22 protein-coding genes are annotated in these 26,109 nt (G+C 73.4%); 12 read left to right on the forward strand and 10 right to left on the reverse strand.

The window, feature by feature from the left end; genetic code table 11:
* Positions 1-145 precede the first annotated feature (145 nt).
* From GQ466_RS18940 to GQ466_RS18950, 3 genes are all read left to right on the forward strand, one after another.
* On the forward strand, positions 146-1,519 hold the full coding sequence (locus GQ466_RS18940) for a M1 family metallopeptidase (RefSeq protein WP_337193539.1): 1,374 nt from the start codon (positions 146-148) through the stop codon (positions 1,517-1,519).
* 57 nt (positions 1,520-1,576) lie between these two features.
* The gene (locus GQ466_RS18945) at positions 1,577-2,992 is read left to right on the forward strand and encodes a M1 family metallopeptidase (RefSeq protein WP_161104288.1); all 1,416 of its coding nucleotides are present in this window, start codon (positions 1,577-1,579) and stop codon (positions 2,990-2,992) included.
* 88 nt (positions 2,993-3,080) lie between these two features.
* A complete protein-coding gene (locus tag GQ466_RS18950; protein ID WP_161104289.1) occupies positions 3,081-3,788 on the forward strand; it encodes a cellulose binding domain-containing protein in 708 nt (235 codons plus the stop codon).
* Here GQ466_RS18950 and GQ466_RS18955 read toward each other — a convergent pair.
* The 4 genes from GQ466_RS18955 to ilvA form a co-directional block, all read right to left on the reverse strand.
* The gene (locus GQ466_RS18955) at positions 3,785-4,873 is read right to left on the reverse strand and encodes an alcohol dehydrogenase catalytic domain-containing protein (protein ID WP_237418173.1); all 1,089 of its coding nucleotides are present in this window, start codon (positions 4,871-4,873) and stop codon (positions 3,785-3,787) included. The two genes, GQ466_RS18950 and GQ466_RS18955, sit on opposite strands and share 4 nt — an antisense overlap.
* Positions 4,874-4,878: 5 nt before the next feature.
* The gene (locus GQ466_RS18960) at positions 4,879-5,871 is read right to left on the reverse strand and encodes a cupin domain-containing protein (RefSeq protein WP_161104291.1); all 993 of its coding nucleotides are present in this window, start codon (positions 5,869-5,871) and stop codon (positions 4,879-4,881) included.
* Between the two features lie 23 nt (positions 5,872-5,894).
* Positions 5,895-6,860 (reverse strand): TAXI family TRAP transporter solute-binding subunit, encoded by a 966-nt coding sequence (locus GQ466_RS18965; RefSeq protein WP_161104292.1) that lies wholly within the window; start codon positions 6,858-6,860, stop codon positions 5,895-5,897.
* A gap of 119 nt (positions 6,861-6,979) precedes the next feature.
* Entirely contained in the window at positions 6,980-8,203 is a 1,224-nt protein-coding gene (gene ilvA / locus GQ466_RS18970) for a threonine ammonia-lyase (RefSeq protein ID WP_161104293.1), read from the reverse strand.
* Positions 8,204-8,819: 616 nt separating this feature from the next.
* Between ilvA and GQ466_RS18975 the strand changes: the two genes are divergently transcribed.
* Positions 8,820-9,914, forward strand: a complete 1,095-nt coding sequence (locus GQ466_RS18975; RefSeq protein ID WP_161104294.1) for an MFS transporter — start codon at positions 8,820-8,822, stop codon at positions 9,912-9,914.
* A 15-nt stretch (positions 9,915-9,929) separates the two neighbouring features.
* On the opposite strand, the gene GQ466_RS18980 is transcribed toward GQ466_RS18975, so the two are convergent.
* Positions 9,930-10,862 (reverse strand): ROK family protein, encoded by a 933-nt coding sequence (locus GQ466_RS18980; RefSeq protein ID WP_161104295.1) that lies wholly within the window; start codon positions 10,860-10,862, stop codon positions 9,930-9,932.
* Positions 10,859-12,016, reverse strand: coding sequence for an FIST signal transduction protein (locus GQ466_RS18985; RefSeq protein ID WP_161104296.1), 1,158 nt, complete (start codon positions 12,014-12,016; stop codon positions 10,859-10,861). Before GQ466_RS18985 ends, GQ466_RS18980 begins: the two co-directional genes overlap by 4 nt.
* A gap of 122 nt (positions 12,017-12,138) precedes the next feature.
* Here GQ466_RS18985 and GQ466_RS18990 point away from each other — a divergent pair, with 122 nt between their 5' ends.
* Genes GQ466_RS18990 through GQ466_RS19000 form a run of 3 tightly spaced genes read left to right on the forward strand, consistent with a single transcriptional unit; the run spans position 12,139 to position 16,019 of the window.
* Positions 12,139-13,557: a sigma 54-interacting transcriptional regulator gene (locus GQ466_RS18990; protein WP_161104297.1), complete on the forward strand. Its 1,419-nt coding sequence runs from the start codon at positions 12,139-12,141 to the stop codon at positions 13,555-13,557.
* A 16-nt stretch (positions 13,558-13,573) separates the two neighbouring features.
* Positions 13,574-15,538 (forward strand): VWA domain-containing protein, encoded by a 1,965-nt coding sequence (locus GQ466_RS18995; RefSeq protein ID WP_161104298.1) that lies wholly within the window; start codon positions 13,574-13,576, stop codon positions 15,536-15,538.
* 31 nt (positions 15,539-15,569) lie between these two features.
* On the forward strand, positions 15,570-16,019 hold the full coding sequence (locus tag GQ466_RS19000; RefSeq protein ID WP_161104299.1) for a DUF2269 family protein: 450 nt from the start codon (positions 15,570-15,572) through the stop codon (positions 16,017-16,019).
* Here GQ466_RS19000 and GQ466_RS19005 read toward each other — a convergent pair.
* The 3 genes from GQ466_RS19005 to GQ466_RS19015 all read right to left on the reverse strand — a co-directional run bounded on the left by GQ466_RS19005 (position 16,016) and on the right by GQ466_RS19015 (position 19,249).
* Positions 16,016-16,972 carry an NADP-dependent oxidoreductase gene (locus tag GQ466_RS19005; protein WP_161104300.1) on the reverse strand — a complete coding sequence of 319 codons (957 nt, stop codon included), beginning with the start codon at positions 16,970-16,972 and terminating at the stop codon, positions 16,016-16,018. The two genes, GQ466_RS19000 and GQ466_RS19005, sit on opposite strands and share 4 nt — an antisense overlap.
* A gap of 81 nt (positions 16,973-17,053) precedes the next feature.
* On the reverse strand, positions 17,054-18,016 hold the full coding sequence (locus GQ466_RS19010; protein WP_337193540.1) for an alpha/beta hydrolase: 963 nt from the start codon (positions 18,014-18,016) through the stop codon (positions 17,054-17,056).
* 84 nt (positions 18,017-18,100) lie between these two features.
* Entirely contained in the window at positions 18,101-19,249 is a 1,149-nt protein-coding gene (locus GQ466_RS19015; protein ID WP_161104301.1) for a cystathionine gamma-synthase, read from the reverse strand.
* Between the two features lie 158 nt (positions 19,250-19,407).
* Between GQ466_RS19015 and GQ466_RS19020 the strand changes: the two genes are divergently transcribed.
* From GQ466_RS19020 to GQ466_RS19035, 4 genes are all read left to right on the forward strand, one after another.
* Complete coding sequence (locus GQ466_RS19020) at positions 19,408-21,567, forward strand: MMPL family transporter (protein ID WP_161104302.1); 2,160 nt, start codon at positions 19,408-19,410, stop codon at positions 21,565-21,567.
* Between the two features lie 276 nt (positions 21,568-21,843).
* On the forward strand, positions 21,844-22,503 hold the full coding sequence (locus GQ466_RS19025) for an NUDIX domain-containing protein (protein ID WP_161104303.1): 660 nt from the start codon (positions 21,844-21,846) through the stop codon (positions 22,501-22,503).
* A 34-nt stretch (positions 22,504-22,537) separates the two neighbouring features.
* Positions 22,538-23,080, forward strand: coding sequence for a dihydrofolate reductase family protein (locus GQ466_RS19030; protein ID WP_161104304.1), 543 nt, complete (start codon positions 22,538-22,540; stop codon positions 23,078-23,080).
* Positions 23,081-23,157: 77 nt separating this feature from the next.
* The gene (locus GQ466_RS19035) at positions 23,158-23,352 is read left to right on the forward strand and encodes a hypothetical protein (RefSeq protein WP_161104305.1); all 195 of its coding nucleotides are present in this window, start codon (positions 23,158-23,160) and stop codon (positions 23,350-23,352) included.
* Here GQ466_RS19035 and GQ466_RS19040 read toward each other — a convergent pair.
* Positions 23,349-24,740 carry a cystathionine beta-synthase gene (locus tag GQ466_RS19040; protein WP_161104306.1) on the reverse strand — a complete coding sequence of 464 codons (1,392 nt, stop codon included), beginning with the start codon at positions 24,738-24,740 and terminating at the stop codon, positions 23,349-23,351. The two genes, GQ466_RS19035 and GQ466_RS19040, sit on opposite strands and share 4 nt — an antisense overlap.
* Positions 24,741-24,928: 188 nt before the next feature.
* Between GQ466_RS19040 and GQ466_RS19045 the strand changes: the two genes are divergently transcribed.
* Entirely contained in the window at positions 24,929-25,933 is a 1,005-nt protein-coding gene (locus GQ466_RS19045; protein WP_161104307.1) for an SGNH/GDSL hydrolase family protein, read from the forward strand.
* Positions 25,934-26,109 lie beyond the last annotated feature (176 nt).

The following is a 26,109-nucleotide window of genomic DNA, read 5'->3' on the forward strand; positions in this document are numbered from 1 at the left end:
TCAATGGGGGGCAAGGGTAGGTCAAAGGCGTGCGGATGACCGGGACAGGTCCGCGCGCGCGTGGCCACGCTGTTGAGCGCGCTCTCCGGCCGGGGGGCGCGGTCGACGGAAAGGCCCCGCTCACGTGCTCCCGGTCCTGCCTCCCGTGGCGTCCCACGGGCTCGCCGCCGTCCTGACGGCGGCCGTCCTGCCGCTGTCCGGTCCGTTCACGCCGGGCGCGCCCGGCGCGGGCGATCCGTACTTCCCGAACGCGGGGAACGGCGGGTTCGACGTCGGGTCGTACGCGATCTCGCTCGCGTACACGCCGAAGACGCGGCGGATCGCCGCGACGACCCGGATCACGGCCACCGCCACCCAGAACCTGTCGCGCTTCGACCTGGACTTCGCCGGCAACACGATCGGGTCGGTCACCGTCGACGGCGCCAGGGCGCGGTACCGGCGCGACGGCGGCGAACTCGTCATCACGCCCGCGCGCGGGCTGCCGCAGGGCCACGAGTTCACCGTCGCGGTGACGTACCACGGGCGTCCGGGCGCCAACAAGGACCCCGAACTCGGCCAGACGGGCTGGATCCGCACCAAGGACGGCGCCGTCACGCTGTCGCAGCCGGTCGGGTCCTCGACGTGGTTCCCGGTGAGCGACCACCCGTCCGACAAGGCGCTGTTCTCGTACGCGATCACCGTCCCGAAGGGGCTGCGCGCCCTGGCGAACGGCGAGCCCGCCGGGATCGCGGCGCGGCACGGCCGGACGACCTACCGCTGGCGCTCGTCCCACCCGATGGCCCCGTACCTGGCGATGGTCGCGATCGGGCGGTTCCGGGTGCGCGACGGCCGCTCCCCCGGCGGCGTCCGGACGATCACCGCCGTCGACCCGGTCCTGACGGACGTGAACGGCGCGAAGTTCCAGCGCGACACCGCCGCCGTCACCGACTGGGAGGCCCGGACGTTCGGCCGCTTCCCGTTCCGCTCGACCGGCGGCGTCGCCGACGACGTGGACGTCAGCTACGCCCTGGAGACCCAGAACCGCCCGGTGTACCCGGGGACGACCGACCGGATCATCCTCGTCCACGAGCTGGCCCACCAGTGGTTCGGCGACAGCGTGAGCGTGGCGCGCTGGAAGGACATCTGGCTGAACGAGGGCTTCGCGACCTACGCCGAGTGGCTGTGGACGGCCGCGCACGGCGGCAAGTCCACGGCGCAGCGGTTCGCGAAGCTGTACGCCAAGCCCGCGTCCGACAAGGCGTGGACGATCAGGACGGGCGAGCCGGGCCAGCGCGGCATGTTCGACGGCTTCGCGATCTACGACCGGGGCGCGATGACGCTGGAGGCGCTGCGCCGGACCGTCGGCGACAAGGCGTTCTTCCGCGTCCTGCGCGGCTGGCCCGCCCGGTTCGCGGGCCGCAACGCGGGCTCGACGGACTTCGTCGCCTTCGCCGAGCGCGAGACCGGCAAGGATCTGGACCGGTTCTTCGACGCGTGGCTGTTCACCGGCGCCAAGCCGCCCGCGCCCCAGCCGTCCTGACGAACCCGAGACCGGGCCGCGCTTGATCGGCGCGGCCCCGGCCGGAAGCCTTGGCCCATGAGATTCCGAACCCCGGCCGCCGCGCTGTCCGTCGCGGCGGCCGTGCTGGTCACGGCCCTCCCGGCGGACGCGGCGGCGCACTTCACGCCGGGCGCCCCGGGCGCGGGCGATCCCTACTTCCCCGACATGGGCAACGGCGGCTACGACGTCGCCCACTACGCCGTCGACCTCACGTACGACCCCGGGACGAAGGGCATCCGGGCCGTCACGACGATCAATGCGACGGCCGCGCAGGACCTGTCCCGCTTCAACCTGGACTTCCGCGGCCCGCTGAAGATCTCCGCGCTGGCGGTGGACGGGCGTCCGGCCAAGTTCGCCCGCACCGGCGCGCAGGAACTCCAGATCACGCCGCGCCGGGGCCTGCGAAAGGGAACACGGTTCCGGGTGCGGGTCGCGTACGCGGGCGTGCCGCGCGGCATCAACGATCCGGCGCTCGGTGAGTCGGGCTGGATCGCCACGCCGGACGGCGGCGTCATGCTCAACCAGCCGACCGGCGCCGCGACGGTGTTCCCGGTGAACGACACGCCGCGCGACAAGGCGACCTACTCGTTCGCGCTGACGGCGCCGCGGGGCCTCACGACGCTGGCGAACGGCGACCCGGCCGGGACGTCCGCGCGCGGCGGCGCCGTGACGACGCGCTGGGAGATGCGCAGCCCGATGGCGAGCGAGCTGTCGATGATCGCGATCGGGAAGTACGCGGTGACGGCGACCCGGGCGGGCGGCCGGACGAACGTCACGGCCGTCCAGGACGCGGCGAAGGTCTCCGCGAAGAACGCCCGCGCCTTCAACGCGCAGACCGCGAGCGTCGTCGCGTTCGAGGAGACGCGGTTCGGCCGGTACCCGTTCTCGTCCACCGGCGGGATCGTCGTGAAGGCGGGCGTCGGGTACGCGCTGGAGTCGCAGGGCCGGCCCGTCTACGACCTCCGGGGCTCCGGCGAGATCCCCGACGGCGAGCTGCTCGCGCACGAGCTGGCGCACCAGTGGTTCGGCGACAGCGTCACGCCCGCGCGGTGGAAGGACATCTGGCTGAACGAGGGCTTCGCCACCTACGCCGAGTGGCTGTACGCCGCGAAGTACCTGGACACGCCCGTCCAGAAGAACTTCGACAAGGCGTACCGGACGCCGTCCAGCGGCGACCTGTGGAAGCCGAGGACCGCCGATCCGGGACGCGACGGGCTGTTCGACGCGACCGTCTACGAGCGGGGCGCGATGACGCTCCAGGTGCTCCGGAAGACGATCGGCGACGAGAAGTTCTTCCGGCTGCTGAAGGAGTGGCCCGCCGCCTACAAGGGACGGAACGCGTCCAGCGCCGACTTCGTCCGGTTCGCCGAGCGGCTGTCGGGACGGGACCTCGGCGCCCTGTTCAAGGACTGGATCTACACGTCCGGCAAACCCGCGCTTCGGACGTACTAGGCGCGTCCGCCGCCCTCGTCGATCGTCCGCCTGCTAGATTCCCGTCGAATCCGTGACAAGTCGGGCAGGGCGGAAGCGAGGGATCCGAGTGACGGAGGCCACCGGGCGAGGGCGGCGGCGCGCTCCGGGCGGACGGCGCCGCGAGCGGCCGGACGGGCGGCGCCGCCGGCCCGTCGTGTTCCTGGCCGTGGCGGGCGTCGCGGTCGCCGGCGCGAGCGCGTTCGGGCTGCGCGCCGCCTCCGAGGACGGCTCCGCGCCGCGTCCCGGCGGCTCGCCGGGCGACTGCCGCAACGGGTGCGCGCTGCCGACCGTGCCGGTCTCGCCCACCGGGACGAAGGAGCGCCCGCAGGCGCAGACCGTCGCGCCGTCGCCGAGCGCGTCCCCGTCGGCGTCGGCCACGGCGTCCGCGCGCCCGTCCCGGACGTCCGCGCCCGGGATCGGGAAGAGGCACAAGCACCACGGGCCGCCGTACCGCCAGGGTCCGCCGGGGCGCACCCGGACGACCGGCCTCCAGGCCACCTACACGACCAGCGACCGCTGGGACTCGGGCTTCGTCGGGCAGATCACGGTCGTCAACACGGGCCAGGCGACCGTGAACGCCTGGAACCTGAGCGCCTCGTTCCCCGGCGCCCGCATCACCTGGGCGTGGGGCACCGGCGCCGACCACGACGTGAACCGGCTGCTCGGCACGGGCGGCCCGCTCGCGCCCGGCGCGACCGTCCAGCTCGGGTTCCAGGCGGAGGGCCGGCCGCCCGGCTCGCCCTCCGCCTGCGTCCTCAACGGCGCCCCCTGCTAGGGGTTGACGACCGCCATCCAGATCGGCTCGGTGCGGCTCTGCATCGCCGCGACGGCCGCCCGCGCGTCGGTGAGCGGGAAGCGGTGCGTGATGAGGTCGTCCACCCGCAGCGCGCCGGAGTCCAGCAGCGCCAGGACCTCGCGCGCGTCGGTGCGGGTGCAGGCGCGGGTGCCCACGAACCGCCAGCAGTTGACCATCATGACCGCGGCGGGCAGGTCGAGCGGCTCCTGGCTCGCGCCCATGTGGACGATGGTCCCGCCGGTGCGCATGGCGGCCATGGACTGCGCCGTCATCCGTCCCGCCGGGGCGAAGTCGAGCACCGCGTGCGCGCCGCCCGGAACGATCTCGCGCAGCCGCCGGGTCAGGCCGGCGGTCTTCTCCCAGCCGTCCGGCAGGCTCTCGCACGCGACGGTCTCGACGGGCAGCGGGCTGATCCGCGCGACGTCGGCCAGCCGCTCGGCCGACCGTCCGACGAGGACGAGCCGGCCGACGCCGAAGTGCGGCGCCAGCTTGACCGTCGCGGTGCCCATCGTGCCGGTCGCGGCCGTGACGACGAGCGTGGCGCCCGGCGTCAGGTCGGCGAGCTTCAGCGCGCGGACGGCGTTGGCGAGGTCGTGGACCTTCGCGCCGACGTCGAAGCTCACGTTGTCCGGCAGCGGGTCCACCAGCCAGTGCGGGACGCGGACGTACTCGGCGAGCCCGCCGTCGTGGTACTCGGCGTAGAGCGGCATCGGCACGGGACTGAACGCCGCGTGTCCCATCATCGCCTGCTGCGCGCACATCATCTCGCGGTCGGTGCGGCAGTACTCGCACGACCGGCACGTCAGGTTCGGGTGGACGCGCACCCGCGTGCCCTCCGCGACGCCCGTGACCTGGTCGCCGACCGCGACGACGGTGCCCGCCGCCTCGTGGCCGAGCGTCGTCGGCAGGTGCCGGAACGCGCCGCGCGCGAGCAGCGTCATCATGCCGGGGGCGAGCCCGGCGGCGGCGACGCGGACGAGGACGTCCTGCGGCCCGACCTCGGGCACCGGGATCTTCGTGACGTGCAGCTCGGTGGAGTCGGCGTGCGCCCGCACGGCCAGCATCTCGCTCAACGGCTCGTCCTTTCGGCGCGCGCGGCGGCGACCCGCGCGGGGGTGGGGGGTTCGGCGGTCCGGGCCGTCGCGGCGACCTGCGGCAGGTCGCGGCCCGACAGCAGCACGATGTGCTCGGCGTCGCCGGACGTGACGGACGTGTGGGCGAGGCCCTGCGGGATCCGGACGAAGTCGCCGGGGCCGAGGTCGACGATCCCGCGCTGCGAGATCAGCGTGCGCGTGCCGCTGATCTGGTACTGGACCTCGTCGGCGTCCAGGGTGCGGCGGTAGACCGTCCCGTCGGACGCGGCGAGCCGGACGACGCCGAGCCGGAAGCCGTCCGAGCGGTAGAGCCAGGTCGTCCCGGCGCCCTCGGCGGCGCGCAGGACGTTCAGCCGCTCCTTCTCGCGATGGACCTGGTCGAGCAGCAGCCGCTCGTCGATCGGGAACACCGTGATGTCGTGGCCGGGCGCGCCCATGCACTGCGTGACGGCCTCGTTGACGTTCCCGGGCTCCCAGCCGGGGAACGGCGGGAACACCGGCTCGGACGTCCGCTCGGCGGCGCGCTCCTCGGCGACCGTCGCGGGCGTGTAGAAGAGCAGGTGGCTCTCCTCGCGTCCGTAGTTGTCGTGGCCGAGCCCGCGCGGCAGGCGGGAGAACTCGCCCGTACGGTGCTCGATCACCCCGTACTCGGTCATCAGCGTCCGCTCACCGGCGATCTGGTACGAGATCTCGTCCACGTCGGTGTTGCGGTGGTAGAAGGGCTGACGGTTGTTCATCGTCTGCCACTCGACGCGGATCGACTCGCTCTCGTAGACGCCGCGCGGCGGCGCGAACGGCTGCGCGGCGTACTCCTGCGGGTAGTGGACGACGGTCAGCGGGTCGTGATCGCGCCACAGCTTCATCGGGCCTGGGTGCGGCGCGGCGAGCAGCAGGTCCTCGTCGCGCTCGACGGTGCGCAGCGGCGCGTCGGCGCCGAGGACGGCGACGTCCTCCCGGACGATCCCCATGCGTTCCTCCTCGGTGGTCGCGGTCAGGCTTCGAGCTGCTCGTAGTAGGCGGCGGCGCCCGGATGCAGCGGGACGGGGGTGCGTCCGATCGCGACCGGGTCCAGCGGGTAGGTGATCGGACTGTGGTCGGGCGGGATGTGCCGGTACTGGCGCTCGATGACCTCGCGGGTCTCGCCGAGCACCCAGGCGATGGCGTAGGCGACGTCGTCGGGGAGGTCGGCGCGGGCCAGCACGAGGAAGTCGGAGAAGTCGAGGGTGCGGAACGCGGGCGTGTCGGGGAAGTAGCCGTCGGCGACGTCGGCGGCGGGCCAGCCCTGCTCGGCCTCCAGCGCCTCCAGGACGTCCGGCTCGACCTCCAGGAAGTGCATGTCCTTCCCGAACTCCTGCCAGGCGGGAAGCATGATGGCCTCGTGGACGATCGCGTCCGCGCGTCCCGCCAGCACGTGGTCGAAGGACTCGAACGGGCGCTCGTCGGACAGGAACTCGCCGCCCCAGCCGGTGACGTCCACGCCGGCGCGCTCCAGCAGGGCGTGGGCGGCCACGCCGACGTGGTTGACGCCGTCGTTCACCGACGTCGCGACGCGCAGCGCGGGCTTGCGCTCGCGCAGTTCGGCGAACGTCCGGACGCCGAACGAGCGCCGCACGCCGACGACGAGCCGGTCGCGCTGCGGCAGGACGCCGAGGGCGCGCAGGTCCGGGTAGTGCTCGTCGGCGTACGGGCCCCGGCCGTCCAGCGCGGCCGTGACGAACGCGGCGGGGGTGGCCAGCGCGACCTGGACCTCGCCGCGTCCGACGGCGCGGACGGCGTCCACGAAGCCGCGGCTGTTCCACGTCGCGATCCGCGTGTACGGGCCGCACCGGTCGGCGAGTTCCTGGGCGATCCAGCCGCAGATGCGGTGCAGGTTGGCACCGCCCCAGTCGCCCCGCAGGTGCAGGGTGAGCGAACGCTCGATCTTCGGCTCCGGGGCTCCGCTGCGTTGGGGTGCCACGCCGCGCCTCCTTCACTGTCCTATTTTAGAGGACGCAAGTTTCGTGATGTGGGACACGGTACGCGGCCCGCGCGCGGAATCGCAAGCGCTCCCTTATAAATACCCGGTATGGGCCGGTGTCAGGGCGTCGTGACGGTGTAGCCGCGTCCGCGCAGGTGGGCGACCACCTGCTCGCTGTGGTCGGCGCCGCGCGTCTCCAGGTGCATCACCACCTCGGCCTCCTCCACCGGCAGCCGCGCGGCGACCCGCTCGTGCCGGACGTCCAGGACGTTCACCCCGAGGTCGGCCACCTCGCCGAGCAGCGTGACGAGCGCGCCCGGCTTGTCCTTCAGGCGGCAGCGGACGACCAGGTACCGTCCCGCCCCGGCCAGCCCGTGCCGCAGCAGCCGCGACAGCAGCAGCGGGTCGATGTTGCCGCCCGACAGCAGGACGACGGCGGGCGTCCGGATCGCGTACCCGTGCTCCAGGACGGCCGCCACCCCGGCGGCCCCGGCGGGCTCCACGACCTGCTTGGCCCGTTCGAGGCAGAGCAGCAGCGCCTGCGACAGGGATTCCTCGGTGACCGTGACGACGGCGTCCACCAGGTCGGCGACGAGGCCGTAGGTGAGGTCGCCCGGCCGGCCGACCGCGATGCCGTCCGCCATCGTCGGCCGCACCTCGACCCGCACCGGCCGCCCGGCCGCCAGCGACGGCGGGAACGAGGCCGCCCGCTTGGCCTGCGCGCCGACGATCTTGACGTCCGGGCCGCCGCGCTCGGCCGTCAGCGCCTTCACGGCGGCGGCGATCCCGGCCATGAGGCCCCCGCCGCCGACCGCGCCGACGATCGTCGCGGCGCCCGGGAGCTGCTCCATGATCTCCAGCCCGATCGTGGCCTGCCCCGCGACGACGTCGGGGTGGTCGAACGGGTGGATGAACACCGCGCCGGTCTCCTCGGCGTGCCGCTCGGCGGCGACCAGGCACTCGTCCACGGTCGGGCCGGGGAAGCGGACCTCGGCGCCGTAGCCGGTCGTCGCGGCGATCTTCGGCAGCGGCGCGCCCTTCGGCATGTAGACGGTCGCGCGGGCGCCCAGCGTCGCCGCCGCGAGCGCGACGCCCTGCGCGTGGTTCCCGGCGCTCGCCGCGACGACCCCGCGCGCCCGCTCGGCGTCGGTCAGCCGCGCGATCCGCAGGTACGCGCCGCGGATCTTGAACGAGCCGGTGCGCTGAAGGTTCTCGCACTTGAGGTAGACGGGGCCGCCGAGCAGGTCCGACAGGGCCGGGGAGTGGAGCAGCGGCGTCGGGACGACCACGTCGTGCAGCAGGTCGCGGGCCGTCCGCACGTCGTCCAGTGAGACTGGTGCCATCCTTCGATCCTTCCACGCGCGGGCGCGCGAACGGCGCCGGGCGGGCGCCGGAATTCGGCGGGCTCTCCTGGACGGTCCGGTGCATTCCCTGTACTCACTTCCGCAGTGAGGGACCCGTCCGGGCGACGCCAATATTTGCTCACCGACAATCAATGCCAAGGGCATTGCGCGGGAGCGGCGCTGATACCACCCTTGTTTTGTGGGAGAAAGTTTCTCCACGGAAATAGGCATTGCCGACGAAAACGGTGCACCGCTCCCCGACAGGCGGTCGACCTCCGGCAACGTCCCAGGTGAGACCAGCAGGAAGGAAAAATGACCGTTTCGTACGGACGGCTCGGGAGAGTGCTCGTCCGAAAAAACCGGCAGTGCGCGGGCGCCGTTGTTCGCCTCGCTGTGGGAACGTTCCAAACACCGCCGCCCAGGAACGGCACATGAAGTCTCCGGGAGCATCCCGGCGCGAATACCGCGCGAATCCCTCCAGCGCGCGGGTCCCCGTCCCCGGGGAAGCGGCGCCGGCCGGGCACGCGCCCGGCGGCGCCACCAGACAGCGGATCACCCGCCGGTGACCGGACGGCGACCGATGCCGCGGTCCGGCGGCGACGGATTTGGAGGTCATGTGCTCGAAACCAGAGAGAAGGGGCTCGGCGGCGCGGCGGCGCGGTCGGTCACCACCGCCTACTTCGTGTGCTTCGCGATGGTCGGCGCGACATCGGCGATGCTCGGGCCGTCGCTGCCCGTGCTGTCGGACGCGTCCGGCCTGTCCGCCTCGTCCCTGTCGGTGCTGTTCACGGCCGACTCCGTCGGGGCCGTCTGCGGCTCGCTGTTCGCGGGCCGCGTGTTCGACCGCCTCGACCCGCACGTCCAGCTGGCGCTCGGCCTCGGCGGCCTCGCGGCGGCCGTGGCGGCGATCCCGCTGGCCGACTCCCTGCTCCTGCTCGTCCTCGGCTGGTGGGCGCTCGGCGCGTCCAAGATCTTCGTCCTCGTCACGGCCAACACGCTGCTCATGCGGCAGCGCGGCGAGGGCGCGGGACCGTACGTCAACGCGGCGCAGTTCTTCGCCGGGCTCGGCTCGCTGCTGATGCCCGCCCTCATCGCGCAGGCCCTCGGCGCCACCGGCGGGCTCCACCTCGCCTACTGGGCGATGACCGGGCTGGCCGTGCTGCTGGTCGCCCGGCTGCGCGCGCTCCCCGTCCCGGCCCCCACCGCCCCCGAACCCGAGGAACCCGACCTGCGGGCGCGGCACCGGCGCATCGTCCTGACGGTCGCGGTCCTGTTCTTCTTCTACGAGGGCGCGGAGATCGGCTTCTCCGGCTGGCTGCCGTCCTTCACCCTCGACCAGGGCATCACGGACTCGTCCGGGACGGCGGCGTACTACACGTCGGTGTTCTGGATCGCGATGACGCTCGGCCGGCTGCTCTGCCTGCCGATCGCCCGCCGGACCCCCGCCGAGCGCATCCTGCTCACCAGCCTCGCGGCGTGCTGCACGACGCTCGCCGCGCTGCTGCTGTTCGGGTCGACGTCGCTGTTCGTCGTGTTCTGGACGTTCGCGTTCGGCCTGTCGATGGCGTCGATCTTCCCGGCGGCGTTCACGATGCTCAACCAGCGCGGCGCGATGAACGGACGGGTCAACGCCCTCTGCATGTTCGCGGCCAGCGGCGGCGCGATGTTCTTCCCACTGGTCATCGGCCAGTTCGTCACGCTGCGCCGCTGACCGCGCGGCCGGGCTTCAGGGCGCGGGCCAGTAGCGGTCGCCGGCCAGGATGAGCGCGGCGGCGCCGACCAGGCCCGCGCCCTGGCCGAGGGCGGCGGGGACGACCTCGACGCGCGCCGCGAACGGCATCCGGGCGTGGGCGCGCAGCGCGGCGGCGAGCGGGCCGAACAGCGGGGCGCCCGCCTGGGACAGCCCGCCGCCGATCGCGACGACGTCCAGGTCGCACAGGTGCGTCGCGGACGCGATCGCGACGCCGAGCGCGCCGCCCGCCCGGCGCAGCGCGCGGACGGCGGACGGGACGCCGCGCCGGGCGTCGGCGGCGAGGTCGACGCCGGTCATCTCCTCGCCGGTCCGCCAGCCGTGCGCCTGCGCCCACGCGACCAGGCCCGGCCCGCGCGCGACGGCCTCCAGGCAGCCCCGGCCGCCGCACGCGCACGGCGGCCCCTCCGGCTCCACCACGATGTGCCCGACATGTCCGGCGTTGCCGCTCGCGCCGGTGATGAGACGGTCGTCCAGGATGAGGCCGCCGCCGACGCCCGTCGAGACGACCATCCCGAGCACGTTCCGGTGCCCCTTCCCCGCGCCGCGCCAGTGCTCGGCCACCGCCACGCACACCGCGTCGTTGTGGACGCGCACCGGCACGCCCGGATACCGGTCGGCGAGCCGCGCGCGCAGCGGGAACCGCCGCCACGACGGGATGTTCAGCGGCGACACGTCCCCGTCCGGCCAGATCATCGGCCCGCCGCAGCCCACCCCGACGCCCACCGGCACGACCCGCCCGGTCACCTCGTCCAGCAGCTCGACCAACGCCCGCCACAGATCGTCCGCGCCGACGTACGGCCCGGACGGCGTCGCCATCCGCCGGTACCCGGTGAGCCGCCCGGCCTCGTCCACCAGCGCGGCGGCGAGCTTCGTCCCCCCGACGTCCACCGCCAGCACATAACTCATGGAGCGTCGGGGGCGGGGCCGAAGGCGAGGATGGACGCGGTGTAGCCGTGGACGTGGTTGCGTCCGCCGACCGGGCCGATCTCGCCCGCCGCGAAGAAGCCGCCGACGCCCGCGCCCGCGAACGCGCGGCCGAGCAGCCGGGCGTCGTGGCCGGAGTCGGCGAACGTCGCGCGGCCCCGGCCGTTGCAGGAGAACAGGAGGGCGCCTTCCACCGCCAGGTCGAAGCGGTCGAGCAGCGCGGTGAGGTCGTCGTCGGCGGCGGACGCGTCGCGGACCTGGAAGCGGACCGTGCGGCCGACGTCCACGACGTCGCCGATCGCGAGCGCGCCCGCCTCGGCGTCCGCGCCGACCACGCCCCGGACGAGGAAGTCGCCGCGCTCGTGCTCGTCGGCGTACTCGTCCATCGCGACGCCGATCAGCAGCCCCTGCCCGGCCAGCTCCCGGTCCTCCTCGGGCAGCTCGGCGACGATCTCCTCCAGCTTCTCCAGCGCCGGACGGCCCGCCAGCTCGTACAGCACATTCTCGTCCGCGCGCGTCACCACCATGTCGGGGCCGATCGGACGGGCGCCCTGGCTGACCACCGTCGCCGCCGTCACCGGCCCGCCGAGCACCACCCCGACCGCGCCGCCGTCGTGGACCTCGCCGTTCACGAACAGCCGGATCGCGCCGCGCTCTCCGTCGGCGAGGCCGCCGACCAGCGGCAGGCCCGGCAGCGCCTCGGCGGACCGCTCCACGAACGCGTCCACCGGGAAGCCGTAGGGGTCGGCGAGCAGGACGCCCACGACGTCGTCGGCCCGCGTCTCGGGCATCCCGGCGACGACCAGCCGGTCCCCCGCGCGCAGCGTCTCCAGCCGGAACGGCTCCAGCCGCGCGCCGGGCAGCACCGCCGCCCACGCGCTGACCGCGCCCGCGCCCTCCACGCCGCGCCCGCCGCCGATGACGCCCGCCGAGCTGCACCCGAGCACGACGCGGGCGCCCGCGAGCGCGCCCGCCCGCCGCGCCGCCGCGCCCGCCTGCTCGGGGTCGTCGCCGGAGACGAACACGAACAGCAGGTCGGGCGCCGCGTCCAGGCCGTCCAGCGCCCGCCGCACCGCGACCTCGGCGGCGGACACCAGGTCCGGCCCGACCGCCAAGCCATCACCGAACCGCGCCATCGGCACCTCTCCCGGTTGCGTCCACGCTCCTAGTCTCCCCGTCGCGGCACCCCTCCCCAAACACCTCGTGGCCCGACGGTAAGGGGGTGCGAACCCGTAGACCGCGACGTAGTGTCGATCGCGTGCGTCCAACCACACCTCCTGAGACCACGCTCGGCGACCTCCGCGCCGGCGGCCACGTCCAGCGGACGGTGAAGGCGGAGATCCGCCACAACCTCCTCGCCCGGATGCGGTCCGGCGAGCCGCGCTTCCCCGGCATCGTCGGCTTCGACGACACCGTGCTCCCCCACCTGGAACGCGCCCTGCTCGCCGGGCACGACCTGGTGCTGCTCGGCGAGCGCGGGCAGGGCAAGACGCGGCTGATCCGCACCCTCGTCGGGCTGCTGGACGAGTGGACGCCCGTCGTCGCCGGCTGCGAGATCAACGACCATCCCTACGCGCCCGTCTGCGTGCGGTGCCTGCGGCTCGCGGACGAGCGGGGCGACGACCTGCCCGTCGCGTGGCGGCACCGCGACGACCGGTTCGGTGAAAAGCTCGCCACGCCCGACACCGCCGTCGGCGACCTCATCGGCGACGTCGACCCGATCAAGGTGGCCGAGGGCCGGACGCTGGGCGATCCCGAGACCGTCCACTACGGGCTCGTCCCGCGCACCAACCGGGGCATCTTCGCGATCAACGAGCTGCCCGACCTCGCCGAGCGCATCCAGGTCGCGCTGCTCAACGTGCTGGAGGAGCGGGACGTCCAGATCCGCGGCTACGCGCTGCGGCTCCCCCTGGACGTGCTGCTCGTCGCGAGCGCCAACCCCGAGGACTACACCAACCGGGGCCGGATCATCACCCCGCTGAAGGACCGCTTCGGCGCCGAGATCCGCACGCACTACCCGCTCGCGCTGGACACCGAGCTGGACCTGATCCGCCAGGAGGCCGAGTTCGCCGACCTCGGCGGCGTGCCCGCCGAGGTGCCCGGCCACCTGATCGAGGTGGTCGGACGGTTCACGCGGCTCGTCCGGGAGTCGTCCGCCGTGGACGCGCGGTCCGGCGTGTCGGCGCGGTTTGCGCTCGCCGGGGCCGAGACCGTCGCGGCCGGTGCGGTGCGCCGCGCCGCGCTCGCCGGGGAGGAGCGCGCGGTCGCCCGCGTCTGCGACCTGCCCGCGATCGTCCCCTCGCTGCTCGGCAAGGTGGAGTTCGAGGTCAGCGAGGAGGGCCGCGAGCAGGAGGTGCTGGAGCACCTGCTGCGCCGCGCGGTCGCCGAGACGTTCCGCCGCACGCTCGGCGCCGCCGACCTGGACGGGCTGCGCGCCCGGTTCGAGGCCGGCGCGAGCGTCGAGTCCGGCGAGCTGGTCGGCGCGGGCGAGCTGCTGCGCCGCGTCGGGCCGGTGCCCGGGCTGGCGCGGATGATGGAGCGCCTCGGGCTCAGCGGCGACTCGCCCGGCCAGGCCGCCGCGGCGATCGAGTTCGCGCTGGAGGGGATGTTCCTGACCCGCCAGCTCTCCAAGGACGTCGGCGACAGCCCGGACGGAACGGCCACCTACCGGACGTGAGCACGGGAAGGCGCAGATGAGCCGTTACCGCTACGGGGCTTACCACGACGGACCGGATCCGCTGGCCCCTCCCTACGACGTCCGGTCGGCGCTCGACGCGGTCGGCGACTCGGTGCTGGACGGCACCCGCGCCGACGAGGCCCTGCGGGACATGCTGCGCCGGGGGCTGCCCGGCGTCCGGGACCGGCGCGGCCTGGACGACCTGCTGCGCGAGGTCCGCGAGCGGCGCCGCGCGATCCGCGACCGGGGGCGCCTGGACGGCACGCTGGAGCGCGTCCGGGCACTGCTGGACACGGCGGTCGGGCAGGAGCGCGCCGAGCTGTTCCCCGATCCGGGCGACGAGGCGCGGCTGCGCGAGGCCGAGCTGGACGCGCTGCCCGACGACACCGCGCAGGCCGTCCGCCGCCTGTCGGACTACCAGTGGCGGTCCGACGCCGCGCGGCAGACGTTCGAGCAGCTGAAGGACCTGCTGCGCCGCGACGTCCTGGACGCGCAGTTCCAGGGCATGCGGCAGGCCATGCAGAACCCCGACCCGGCCGCGATGGAACGGGTCAAGGACATGATGGCCGCGCTCAACCAGATGCTGGACGCCGAGGCGCGCGGCGAGCACACCCCCGAAGACTTCGACCGCTTCATGCAGGAGTACGGCGACTTCTTCCCCGAGCAGCCGCGCAACCTCGACGAGCTGGTCGACATCCTCGCCCGCCGCGCCGCCGCGATGGACCGGCTCATGGCGTCGCTGTCGCCCGAGCAGCGCGCCGAGCTGGCCGACCTGATGGACCAGGTCATGCAGGACGCGGGCCTGGCGCTGGAGATGGAACGGCTCACCGGCGCGCTACGAGCCCGGCGGCCCGACCTCGGCTGGGGCGTCCCGGAGCACATGACCGGCGACACGGCGCTCGGCGTCGGGGACGCCACGTCCGCGCTCGCCGAGCTGGCCGACCTCGCCGAGCTGGAGGCCGCGCTCGCGCAGGACTATCCGGGCGCGCGGCTGGACGACATCGACGAGGACGCCGTCCGGCGGGCGCTCGGCCGCCGCGCCGTGGACGACCTCGCCGCGCTGCGCCGGATCGAGGCCGAGCTGGAGCGGCAGGGCTACCTGCGGCGGCGGCGCGGGAAGCTGGAGCTGACGCCGAAGGCCGTCCGGCGGCTCGGCGAGACCGCGCTGCGCCGCGTGTTCTCCCAGCTCGACGGCGACCGGCAGGGCGACCACGACCAGCAGGACGCGGGCAAGGCCGGGGAACTGACCGGCGCCACGCGGCCGTGGCGGTTCGGGGACGAGCAGCCGCTCGACGTCGTCGCGACCGTCCGCAACGCGATCCGCCGCACCGCCGGGGAGCGGCCCGTCCGGCTCGCCGTGGACGACTTCGAGGTGCAGGAGACCGAGCGGCGCACGGGCGCGGCGGTGTGCCTGCTGGTGGACCTGTCGTACTCGATGGTGCTGCGCGGGACGTGGGGCGCGGCCAAGCAGACGGCGCTCGCGCTGCACTCGCTGGTGACGAGCAAGTACCCGCAGGACGCGATCCAGATCGTCGGGTTCTCCAACTACGCGCGCACGCTGCACCCCACCGAGATGGCCGGGCTCGACTGGGACATGGTCCAGGGCACGAACCTGCACCACGCGCTGATGATCGCCGGACGGCATCTGGACCGGCATCCGGACTTCGAGCCGATCGTCCTGATCGTCACCGACGGCGAGCCGACCGCGCACCTGCGGCCGGACGGACGGTCCCGGTTCGACTACCCGCCGTCGCCCGACACGCTCGTCCTGACGATGTCCGAGGTCGACAAGATGACGCGGCGCGGGGCGGGGATGAACTTCTTCATGCTCGCCGACGACCGCCGCCTCGTGTCGTTCGTGGAGGAGGTCGCGCGCCGCAACGGCGGCCGGGTGTTCGCGCCGGACGCCGAGCGGCTCGGCGAGTACGTCGTGAGCGACTACCTCCGGGTGCGCCGGTCGCGGCGCCGCGCCGCCGGGTGACACCGGGCCGGGACAGGTTAGGTTGGTCGTCATGTCGACCTCCGATCGCCTGCTGCTCGTCCTGCACGTCGGCTTCGCCATCTTCACGCTCGGGCCGCTGACGGCCGCGACGATGTCCACGCCCCGGTACATCCGGCAGGGCAACGTGACGGTCGTCCGCTATCTGCACCGCACGACGCAGATCTACGGGCTCGGGACGCTCGGGATCTTCCTGTTCGGCCTGTTCCTCGCCGAGGGCGCGTTCTCCGAGGCGTGGCTGTCGGTGTCGATGACGCTGTTCGTCGTGTCGCTGGCGCTGCTGCTCGTCGTCGTCCGCGACCAGGGGCACGCGGTGAAGCTGCTCACCGAGCGCGAGGGCGCGGGCGAGGAGAAGGACGCCGGCGACGTCGCGGTGGCCGAGCGCGGCCGGATCGCCGCGCTGTCGGGGATCGTCGCGCTGCTGTGGCTCGTGATCCTCGTCCTGATGGTCTGGAACGGCTAGTCCACCCGCAGGACGATCTTGCCCTGGAGGTGGCCGCGCTCGCCGTGCGCGTGCGCGGACGCCGCGTCGGCCAGCGCGAACTCGCTGTCCACCGCGACCCGGACGGCGCCCGACTCGATGAGCCGCGCCAGCTCGGCCATGCCCGCGCCGTCCGAGCGGACCTGGCCGCCCGCGAACGTGATGCCCCGCGCGGCGGCCTCCTCGGGGTGGTAGTCGCCGAGGTAGATCGGGGAGATGACGCCGCCGTCGCGGAGCACGGGCAGCAGGCGGTACGCGTCCGGCCCGGCGACGGCGTCGAACAGGTGGTCCACGTCGCGGACGGCGGTCGCGACGTCGGTGGTCGTGTAGTCAATGAACTCGTCCGCGCCGAGGTCGCGCAGGAACGCCTCGTGGCGGCCGGACGCGACGGCGACGACGTGCGCGTCCCGCGTCTTGGCGAGCTGGACGAAGAAGTGGCCCGTCCCGCCCGCCGCGCCGTTGACCAGCACCTTCTTGCCGGGCGGCAGCGCGGCGACCTCGAACATGATCTGGAGCGCGGTGAGGCCCGCCATCGGGACGCCCGCCGCGGGGACGTGGTCCAGCCCGTCCGGGACGCGGGCCAGGTGGTCGGCCGGGGCGGTGGTGTACTCGGCGTACGCGCGTCCGCCGTTGTTGATGTCGCCGAACCGGACGAGCCCGAACACCCGGTCGCCCGGGCGCCACGCGGTGACGTCCGGCGCGGTGTCCACGACGACGCCGGAGACGTCCCCGCCGGGGGTCCACGGCAGCCGGATCTCCGGCCGCAGGTCCGGCGGGATGTTCGGGAAGCCGCGCCGGGCGTACAGGTCCGCCGGGTTCACCCCGGCCGCGTGGACGCGGATCAGCACCTCGCCGGGCGCCGGCTCGGGCCGGAGCACCTCGTCCGGGCGCAGGACGTCCGGGTCGCCGAACGTGTGGACGCGCACAGCCCGCATGGGTGATCCCCCCGCCGTTTCCGGAACACTGCTCCGGAATCTATGCGGAGCGCCGCTCCGGGTGCAACCCCGGGCGCCGCGTCAGCGGGTGCGGGCGCGCAGGAACGCGAGGATGCGCGAGTAGACGCCGGGGTCGCCGAGCTGCGCGGTGCCGTGCCCGTTCCCCGCGACCGTCCGGACGGTCGCGGCCACCCCGGCGGCGCGCAGCGCGCTCGCCAGCTCGGTGCTGTGCGTGACGGGCACGAAGTCCCCGGCGGCGTGCATCAGCAGCATCGGCGCGTCGCCGGCGGACGCGTGCACGGCCGCGTCGGCGTCGTCCGCGCGGCCCCAGCACAGGTCGTCGTCCTCAGTGCCCGGGACGGCGCCCGGGACGCAGCCGAGCAGGTCCACCACGGCGCGGCGCAGCTTGGCCTGGCGGGACGAGGCGTCCGGCGCCTCCCCCTGCCGGAAGGCGAGGTAGGGGTTGTTGACGGGCGACAGCGCGACCACGCCCCGCACCTGCTTCGCGCCCTCGCCGTAGGTGCCGAGCTGCGTCGCGAGCATCCCGCCCGCCGACGAGCCGACCACCGCGATCCGGCCGGGGTCGACGTTCCACCGCTTGGCGTTCTTCTTGACGAACCGCAGCGCGGCCAGGGCGTCGTCGCGCTGCGCGGGCCACACCGCGTGCGGCCCGGCGAGCCGGTAGTCGGCGGCGAAGACCGTGAAGCCGTCCCCGGCGAGGCGGCGCGCGACGTACTTCCAGTCCCGCTTGTCGCCCTCGATCCAGTAGCCGCCGTGCAGCAGCAGGACCGCCGGGCCCGGCTTGGCGCGCGCCGACTTCACCGGCGCGCGCCAGTACGCGTCCAGCCGCTGCCGCGCGTTCTTGCCGTAGGCGTAGGTGCGGAACTTCGGCAGGTCCGGCGTGACCATGACGGCCGAGCCCGCCGCCACCGAGCCGCCGCCCGGCGGAACCGCCGGGGACGCCGCCGCGCCGGGCGGGACGAGCCCCGCCGCGCCCGCGCCGACCGCGGTCAGCACCGCACCCCACACCACTGCTCTGCGCACCCGCGGCCCTTTCCGGAGGAAGCCCGACGCGCCCAGCATAGATGTTTGATCAAGCGTCGTCCGGGAAGGGCAGTCCGGTTGGCGTCAGCCCAGGGCACGTTCCAGGTCGCGCAGCAGGTCGCCTGCGTCCTCGATGCCGACGGACAGCCGGACGAGGTCGTCCGGCACCTCCAGCGGCGAGCCCGACGCCGACGCGTGCGTCATCCGGTGCGGGTGCTCGATCAGCGACTCCACGCCGCCGAGCGACTCCCCGAGCGTGAACAGCTTGGTGTTCTCGCACACCGCGACGGCCTCGGCCGCCGACCCCATCCGGAACGACACCATGCCGCCGAACTTCGCCATCTGCTTCACCGCGACGTCGTGCCCCGGGTGGTCCGGCAGCCCCGGGTACAGCACCTCCCGGACGCGCGGGTGCGCGGTCAGCAGCCCGACGACCCGCTCGGCGTTGGCGCAGTGCCGGTCCATCCGGACGGCGAGGGTCTTCACGCCGCGCAGCGTCAGCCACGCGTCGAACGGCCCCGCGACCGCGCCCATCGCGTTCTGGTGGAACGCGAGCTGGTCGCCGAGCACGTTGTCGGCCGTGACCAGCGCGCCGCCGACCACGTCGGAGTGGCCGCCGATGTACTTGGTCGTCGAGTGGACGACCACGTCCGCGCCGAGCGCCAGCGGACGCTGCAGGTACGGCGAGGCGAACGTGTTGTCCACCGCCAGCAGCGCGCCCGCCTGGTGCGCCACGCTCGCCAGTGCGGCGATGTCGGCGATGCCGAGCAGCGGGTTGGTCGGCGTCTCCGCCCAGATCAGCACGGTCTCGGGCCGCATCGCCGCCCGCACGGCCGCGATGTCGCCGAGCGGCACCGGGTCGAACGACACGCCCCACGGCTCGGCGACCTTGGCGATCAGCCGGTAGGTGCCGCCGTAGGCGTCGTCGGGGATGACGATGTGGGCGCCGGGCCGGCAGACCGCGCGCAGCAGCGCGTCCTCGGCGGCGAGGCCGGACGCGAACGCCAGGCCCCGCGTCCCGCCCTCGATCTCGGCGAGACACGTCTCCAGCGCCGTCCGGGTCGGGTTGGCGGAGCGGGAGTACTCGTAACCGCCGCGCAGGCCGCCGATGCCGTCCTGCTTGTAGGTCGACACCTGATAGATCGGCGGGACGACCGCGCCCGTCGTCGCGTCCGGCTCCTGCCCGGCGTGGATGGCCAGCGTCTCGAAGGATCGCCGCACGTCGTTGTCCATGCGTATGAGGCTAGCGACCCGGCGCCCCTCCCGAAGGATGAGAGGGGTCCACCCGAGGTATCAGCCCGAAAATGGGCTTGTGGGGTGAGCCGTCATGCGCTTTCGTTCTTTACCGTTTGTGGAGATACAGAGCCCAACCCCCCGAGTAAGGATCAACCATGTTCGCTGGTCTCGCACGCTTCGTCGTGCGGCATCCGTGGTGGACCATCGTGAGCTGGCTGGTCGTCGCCGTGGTCGTCATCGCGTTCTCGCCGAAGCTTTCGACCAAGTCCGACCAGGGCGACTTCCTGCCGTCCAAGTACGAGTCGGCGCAGGCGATGAAGGTCGCCCAGAAGGCGTTCCCGCAGCAGGCCGACCAGACGACCGTGATCGTCGTGAAGCGCTCCGACGGCGGGACGCTGACCACGCCGGACGTCGCGAAGGTCGGCCAGACGGCCGCGGCGCTGCAGGCGAAGAAGTACCCCACGGTCACCGCCGTCTCCACGTCCAAGGAGACGGTCGCTCCCAACAAGGCCGTCCAGGTCGTCGTCGTGGGCATGAAGGGCACGAGCACCGAGGACAGCAAGAAGCAGGCCGACGCCGTGAAGGACATCCGGCTCCAGCTGCCGAAGCTCCTGTCGGGCAGCGGGCTGGAGGCCAAGGTCGGCGGTGACGTCGCCGGGTTCGTCGACAACGAGGACTCGTTCAACCAGTCCTTCGAGATCGTCGGCATCGCGACGTTCGTCCTGATCATCGGGCTGATCCTGCTGATCTTCCGGGCGCCGATCGCCGCCGTCCTGCCGCTGATCGTGATCAGTATCACGATGCAGGTGGTGATGGGGCTCGTCGGGGCCGCGTCGAAGGTGCTGAACTTCTCCAGCGACGACAGCCTCAGCATCATCATCCTGATCGTCCTGTTCGGCGTCGGCGCCGACTACTACCTGTTCCTCCTGTTCCGCTACCGCGAGCGGCTGCGGGCCGGGGAGGACAAGAAGACCGCGATGATCCAGTCGGTGGAGCGCGTCGGCGAGGTCATCGCCTCCGCCGCCGCCGCCATCGCCGTGACGTTCCTCGTCCTGCTGCTCGCCACGTTCGGCGCGTTCAAGGCGTGGGGGCCGTCGCTCGCCATCGCGGTCCTGTTCATGGGCATCACCGCCCTGACCCTGTTCCCGGCGATCATCTCGCTGCTCGGCACGGCGGTGTTCTGGCCGTCCAAGTCGTGGAAGAAGCAGCCGAAGGCGCGCATCTCGGCGTCCATCGGGCGCGGCGTCGGACGGCGTCCGTGGCTCGCGGCGGTCGTGTCCGGCGGGCTCATGCTCGTCCTCGCGGCCGGGGTGTTCGGGTTCAAGGCCGACTACGACTTCGCGTCCGGGTTCCCGCAGGACACCGAGTCCGCGCAGGCCACCAAGGACATGGAGAAGGGCTTCCCGCCCGGACTCACCAAGCCCGTCCAGGTCTACCTGAAGACCACGGACGGCTCGCCCGCCACCGACGCCCAGGTCGCCGCGTTCCGCTCGGCGGCCGGCGGCGCCCCCGGCGTCGCCCGGGTGCAGGACCCCGTCCCCGCGCCGCTGGACAAGAGCGTCGTCCGGGTGGACCTGCTGCTGAAGAAGAACCCGGTCGCCAACGAGTCCGTCGTGCTGGTGAAGGACAAGCTGCGGCCGGCCGTCCACAAGGCCACGCCGGACGGGATGCGCTCCTACGTCGGCGGTGAGACGGCCCTGTGGGCGGACATCAACACCGTCAACAACCGGGACCTGTCGGTCACGCTGCCGGTGGCGGCGGTGCTCATCGCGGTGATCCTCGCGCTGCTGCTCCGGTCGGTGGTCGCCCCGGTGTACCTGGTGGCGGCGGTGCTCGTCGGCTTCGCGTCCACGCTCGGCAGCGCCGTGTACGTCTTCCAGGGCGGGCTCGGCGAGGCCGGGGTGACCTTCCAGCTGCCGATCATCCTCTACCTGTTCGTGCTGGCCATCGGGACCGACTACAACATCCTGATGACCGCGCGGCTGCGCGAGGAGGCCAAGGAGGGCCACGAGCCGCGCGAGGCGGCGGCGCTGGCCGTCCAGCACGGCGGCCCGACGGTCGCCGCGGCGGGCCTGATCCTCGCCGGGACGTTCTCGGTGATGATGCTGGCGAAGGTGTCCTTCCTCCAGCAGATGGGCTTCTCGGTCGCCATCGGCATCTCGATCGCCGCGTTCGTCATGTCGATGTTCCTCGTGCCGGGCCTGACGGCGATGCTGGGCCACCGCGCCTGGTGGCCGGGCCACGGCGACGCCCCCAAGCAGGCCCCGGCCGGCGAGGACGAGGACTGGCAGGTGGCCACGGGCCTCCGCCGCTGAAAGACCGCCGGGAGGAGGGACGGGCCGGAAACACCGCCCATTTCCCCCGCCCCACCTCCCGGCTCACCTGGAAAGACCCCAGCCTGGGGCGCTCGCCTAACGGCTCGCGCCCCAGGCTTTTCCCGTCCCGAACGCCCCTCTCCGCCCCCGCCGCGCGCACGGACACCCCGCCGCGCGCGCCGCGCTCTGGCGCGGTGGGCGCGCGGTGGGTGGGGTTTGTGCGAGGCGGGTCTCACTTCGTGGTCGTGGCGGGGGCGGGCGGTTAGGGTCGGGACGGTGACCGAAGGGATCGACACGCCGGATCGGCGGGGGCGGACGGGGCTGGACCGGGCGGGGCGGGACCTCACCGGGAATCCGCGGGTGAAGGTGCGCGACGTGCAGGTTCTGTCGTCGTACTGGTACGTGCTGCGCAACACCGTCTTCGACTACCAGGACCGGCACGGGCGCTGGACGACCCACGAGCGCGAGACCCACGACCGGGGCAACGGCGCGACGATCCTGCTCTACAACCGCGCGCGCCGGACGGTCGTGCTGATCCGCCAGTTCCGCTACCCGGCGTACGTCAACGGGCATCCGGACGGGATGCTGCTGGAGACGCCCGGCGGGCTGCTGGACGAGGACCGGCCCGAGGACGCCATCCGCCGCGAGACCGCCGAGGAGACCGGGTACGTCATCGGCGAGCCGGAGCACGTCCTCGACGCGTACATGAGCCCGGGGTCGGTCACCGAGATCGTCCACTGCTACGCCGCGCCGGTCGAGGGCGAGCCGCACATCGCGTGCGTGACGGGGCTCGCCGAGGAGGGCGAGGACATCGAGGTCGTCGAGCTGCCGTTCGAGCGGGCGCTCGCGATGACCCGCGACGGCGGCATCACCGACGCCAAGACGATCATGCTGCTCCAGTGGGCGGCGCTGGACGGCCCGTTCGCGCGCGCCTGACGCGACTGTCGGACCCGGCGGGCATCATCGGGGCATGGCGAAGATCCTGTACTCCTGCACGGCGTCGCTGGACGGCTTCATCGCCGGTCCGGGCGGCGACATGTCCTGGCTGACCGACCTCATCGGCCCGAACCCGGCGGTGGCGGACGTCATCGCGGAGATCGGCGCGCTGCTGATCGGGAACCGGTCGTTCCGCGGCGACGACCCGCACCGCGGCACCGAGAAGGAGGGCAAGGCGTTCGGCGGCGGCTGGGACGGGCCGCAGTTCGTCGTGACCCACCACGTGCCCGAGATGTCCGTGCCGGAGGTGACGTTCGTCGGCGACCTGGAGTCCGGCGTGGCCGCCGCCAAGGCCGCCGCGGGCGACAAGTACGTGAACGTGATCGGCGCGGACATCGCGCGGCAGTGCCTGGCCGCGGGCGTGCTGGACGAGATCCTCGTGATGACCGCGCCGATCCTGTTGGGCGACGGCGTCCGGCTGTTCGACCACCCGGGCGGCACGCGGGTCCGGCTGGAGCGCGTCGCGGTGTCGCACGCGCCGCTGGCCACCAACCAGCGCTTCCGCGTCGTCCGCTGAACGGCAAGGGTTCAGACAGGAGTTCGCAAAGGATTGGTCGACTGCCGTACCGTCCTGGCCATGTCCAGGAACAGCGGGTGCGGATGATTCCGGCAGGTATCCACATGCTCTGCCCGTGCTGCGGCGGCGCGGGCGTGCGGCCCGTCCCGCGCGCCGCCGTCCAGGCCGGGGAGATCACCACGGCGGTGTCGCCGGAGAACTGCCGCCCGTGCGAGGGGACCGGCTGGCTGCCGCCCAAGCACGACGACCCGTCCCCCGGCGCCGCCGACTAGCCGTTCGCGAAGAAGGCCAGCAGATCCTGGCGGGTGACGATGCCCGTGGGCTTGCCGTCCACCAGGACGACCGCCGCGTCCCGGCCCTCCAGGACGGACACCATCCGCGAGACCGGCTCGCCGGACCCGACGACCGGCAGCGGCGGGCTCATGTGCTTCTCCAGCGGCTCGTCCGGCCCGGCCTGGTCGGCGTAGAGGGCGTGCAGCAGCACCCGCTCCTCGACCGCGCCGATGACCTCGCCGGCCATCACGTCGGGGTGCCCCGCGCCCGGCGAGACGACCGGCATCTGCGACACGCCGAACTCGCGGAGCACCTTCACCGCCTCGCCGACCGACTCGGTGGGGTGCATGTGGACGAAGTTCGGGATGCCGTCGGACTGCGCCTCGGCCTTCTGCGCGAGGACGTCCCCGACCGTCGCCTCCGCGGTCGCGTCCTCGCTGAACCCGTGCTGGCCCATCCACTCGTCGTTGAAGATCTTGCTGAGGTAGCCGCGTCCGCCGTCGGGCAGCAGGACGACGATCACCGCGTCGTCCGGGGCGCTCGCGGCGACGCGCAGGGCCGCGACCACCGCCATCCCGCAGGACCCGCCGACGAGCAGCCCCTCCTCGCGGGCGAGCCGCCGCGTCATGAGGAAGGAGTCCTTGTCGGAGACGGCGATGACGTCGTCGCAGATCGTCCGGTCGTAGGTCTCGGGCCAGATGTCCTCGCCGACGCCCTCGGTCAGGTACGGACGGCCGGAGCCGCCGGAGTAGACCGAGCCCTCCGGGTCCGCGCCGATGATCTGGACGGCCCCGCCGGACACCTCCTTGAGGTAGCGCCCGGTGCCGGTGATCGTCCCGCCGGTGCCGATGCCCGCGACGAAGTGGGTCACGGTGCCGTCGGTCTGCGCCCAGATCTCCGGGCCGGTCGTCGCGTAGTGCGAGTCCGGGTTGTTCTGGTTGGCGTACTGGTTCGGCTTCCACGCGCCGGGGATCTCGGCGGCGAGCCGGTCCGACACCGAGTAGTACGAGTCGGGGTGTTCGGGCGACACGGCCGTCGGGCACACGACGACCTCGGCCCCGTAGGCGCGCAGCACGTCGATCTTGTCGCGGGCGACCTTGTCGGGGCAGACGAACACGCACCGGTAGCCGCGCTCCTGCGCGACGATGGCGAGGCCGACGCCGGTGTTGCCGGACGTGGGCTCCACGATCGTCCCGCCGGGCGGCAGCTCGCCGGACGCCTCGGCCGCGTCGATCATCCGGACGGCGATCCGGTCCTTCACCGAGCCGCCCGGGTTGAAGTACTCGACCTTGGCGAGGACCTGCGGACGGGCCCCCGCGACGACCCGCCGCAACCGGACGAGCGGCGTGTTCCCCATCAGTTCGACCAGCGAATCGTTCACCTGCATCGCGACTCCCCCTGCCGGACGAGCGCCCCTGGCGCTGATCGTTTCATCGTGTTACATCCCTGTTCAGCCCGCGTGTACTGCGAGGGTCGGGGATGCGGTTTCGGATAGATTCCAGTTTCCGACGGTAACCCAGAACGGCGTTCGCGGGCATCACCGCCGTACGGGGTCGGGTGGGCGGAGGTGGCAGGATGAGGTTGCTGAGGGCTCTGCGGGCGCGGCGGATCGCCGCCGCGGCGGCGTACGGGGGCGGCGGGATCACCGCCGTCGGCGGGCTGACGATCGGGCTGGTCCTGGTCGAGGCGCGGCTGGCCAAGAAAATGATCAGGGCGACGCCGAGCACGCCGCCGCCGGTCGCGGACGGCGTGTTCGGGCCGGACACCGGCGCGCCGCTGTCGTTCGTCATGCTGGGCGACTCGACGGCGGCGGGCCTCGGCGTCCACCAGCCGGACGAGACGCCGGGCGCGCTGCTGGCGGCGGGCCTGTCGGCCATCGCGGGACGGCCGGTGCAGCTGACCAACGTCGCGCTGTCGGGCGCGCGGTCGTCGATGCTGCCCGAGCAGGTGGACCGGGCGCTGGCGGCGAGCCCGGACGTCGCGGTCATCATGATCGGCGCCAACGACGTCACCGCGCGGATCCCGGCGGCCGAGTCGGTCGGGCACCTGGCGACGGCCGTGGAGCGGCTGCGCGCGGCGGGCTGCGAGGTCGTCGTCGGAACGTGCCCGGACCTCGGCTCGGTGAAGCCGCTCTGGCAGCCGCTGCGGTGGATCGCGCAGAACGCCAGCCGGCGGCTCGCGGCGGCGCAGACGATCGTGGTGGTGGAGCGCGGGGGCCGGTCGGTGTCGCTCGGCGACCTGCTCGGCCGCGAGTTCGCCGCCGATCCGCGCGAGATGTTCAGCGCGGACCGGTACCACCCGTCGGCGCGCGGGTACGCGGCGGCGGCGATGGCGGTGCTGCCGTCGATGGCGGCGGCGCTGGACCTGGAGCCGGACTTCGACGTCCTGCCCGATCCCCGGCGCCGGACGGGCGTGCTGCCGGTCTACCTCGCGGCGGCGGAGGCGGCGGACGAGCCGGGCACCGAGGTCGCGGGGACGCGCGTCGCGGGCACCGACCGGGGGCCGCGCGGCCGGTGGGCCACGCTGCTGCGCCGCCGGGGCGTGCCGGAGCCCGCGCCGACGACTCCGGGGGCCGCCTGACCGGCGTAATGTCCTGTTTGTCCGCTGGGCGGCGGCCCGGTGCTCACCGCACTGTTAGACGAAGTGTCAATGATGTGCGCCACCCGACATGTACGGGCCTGCACCGGGAACGCTAGATTCACAAGCGACCGGCGAGTAACCAACGATCGCCGCCCAGAGGAGACCAAGGAGTCCCG

It is taken from the genome of Actinomadura rayongensis (genome assembly GCF_009831215.1).
GTDB lineage: Bacteria > Actinomycetota > Actinomycetes > Streptosporangiales > Streptosporangiaceae > Spirillospora > Spirillospora rayongensis.

What these genes read in the sequence shown, in the direction of transcription:
- GQ466_RS18945 (WP_161104288.1), top strand. Translation starts at nt 1,577, where the DNA reads ATGAGATTCCGAACCCCGGCCGCCGCGCTGTCCGTCGCGGCGGCCGTG.
- GQ466_RS18955 (WP_237418173.1), bottom strand. Translation starts at nt 4,873, where the DNA reads ATGCTGGCCGTGCGGGCGCACGCCGACTCCACCGAGCTGCACGTCACG.
- GQ466_RS18960 (WP_161104291.1), bottom strand. Translation starts at nt 5,871, where the DNA reads ATGGGGATCGTCCGGGAGGACGTCGCCGTCCTCGGCGCCGACGCGCCG.
- ilvA (WP_161104293.1), bottom strand. Translation starts at nt 8,203, where the DNA reads ATGGCACCAGTCTCACTGGACGACGTGCGGACGGCCCGCGACCTGCTG.
- GQ466_RS18980 (WP_161104295.1), bottom strand. Translation starts at nt 10,862, where the DNA reads ATGAGTTATGTGCTGGCGGTGGACGTCGGGGGGACGAAGCTCGCCGCC.
- GQ466_RS18985 (WP_161104296.1), bottom strand. Translation starts at nt 12,016, where the DNA reads ATGGCGCGGTTCGGTGATGGCTTGGCGGTCGGGCCGGACCTGGTGTCC.
- GQ466_RS18995 (WP_161104298.1), top strand. Translation starts at nt 13,574, where the DNA reads ATGAGCCGTTACCGCTACGGGGCTTACCACGACGGACCGGATCCGCTG.
- GQ466_RS19000 (WP_161104299.1), top strand. Translation starts at nt 15,570, where the DNA reads ATGTCGACCTCCGATCGCCTGCTGCTCGTCCTGCACGTCGGCTTCGCC.
- GQ466_RS19005 (WP_161104300.1), bottom strand. Translation starts at nt 16,972, where the DNA reads ATGCGGGCTGTGCGCGTCCACACGTTCGGCGACCCGGACGTCCTGCGC.
- GQ466_RS19015 (WP_161104301.1), bottom strand. Translation starts at nt 19,249, where the DNA reads ATGGACAACGACGTGCGGCGATCCTTCGAGACGCTGGCCATCCACGCC.
- GQ466_RS19020 (WP_161104302.1), top strand. Translation starts at nt 19,408, where the DNA reads ATGTTCGCTGGTCTCGCACGCTTCGTCGTGCGGCATCCGTGGTGGACC.
- GQ466_RS19030 (WP_161104304.1), top strand. Translation starts at nt 22,538, where the DNA reads ATGGCGAAGATCCTGTACTCCTGCACGGCGTCGCTGGACGGCTTCATC.
- GQ466_RS19040 (WP_161104306.1), bottom strand. Translation starts at nt 24,740, where the DNA reads ATGCAGGTGAACGATTCGCTGGTCGAACTGATGGGGAACACGCCGCTC.
- GQ466_RS19045 (WP_161104307.1), top strand. Translation starts at nt 24,929, where the DNA reads ATGAGGTTGCTGAGGGCTCTGCGGGCGCGGCGGATCGCCGCCGCGGCG.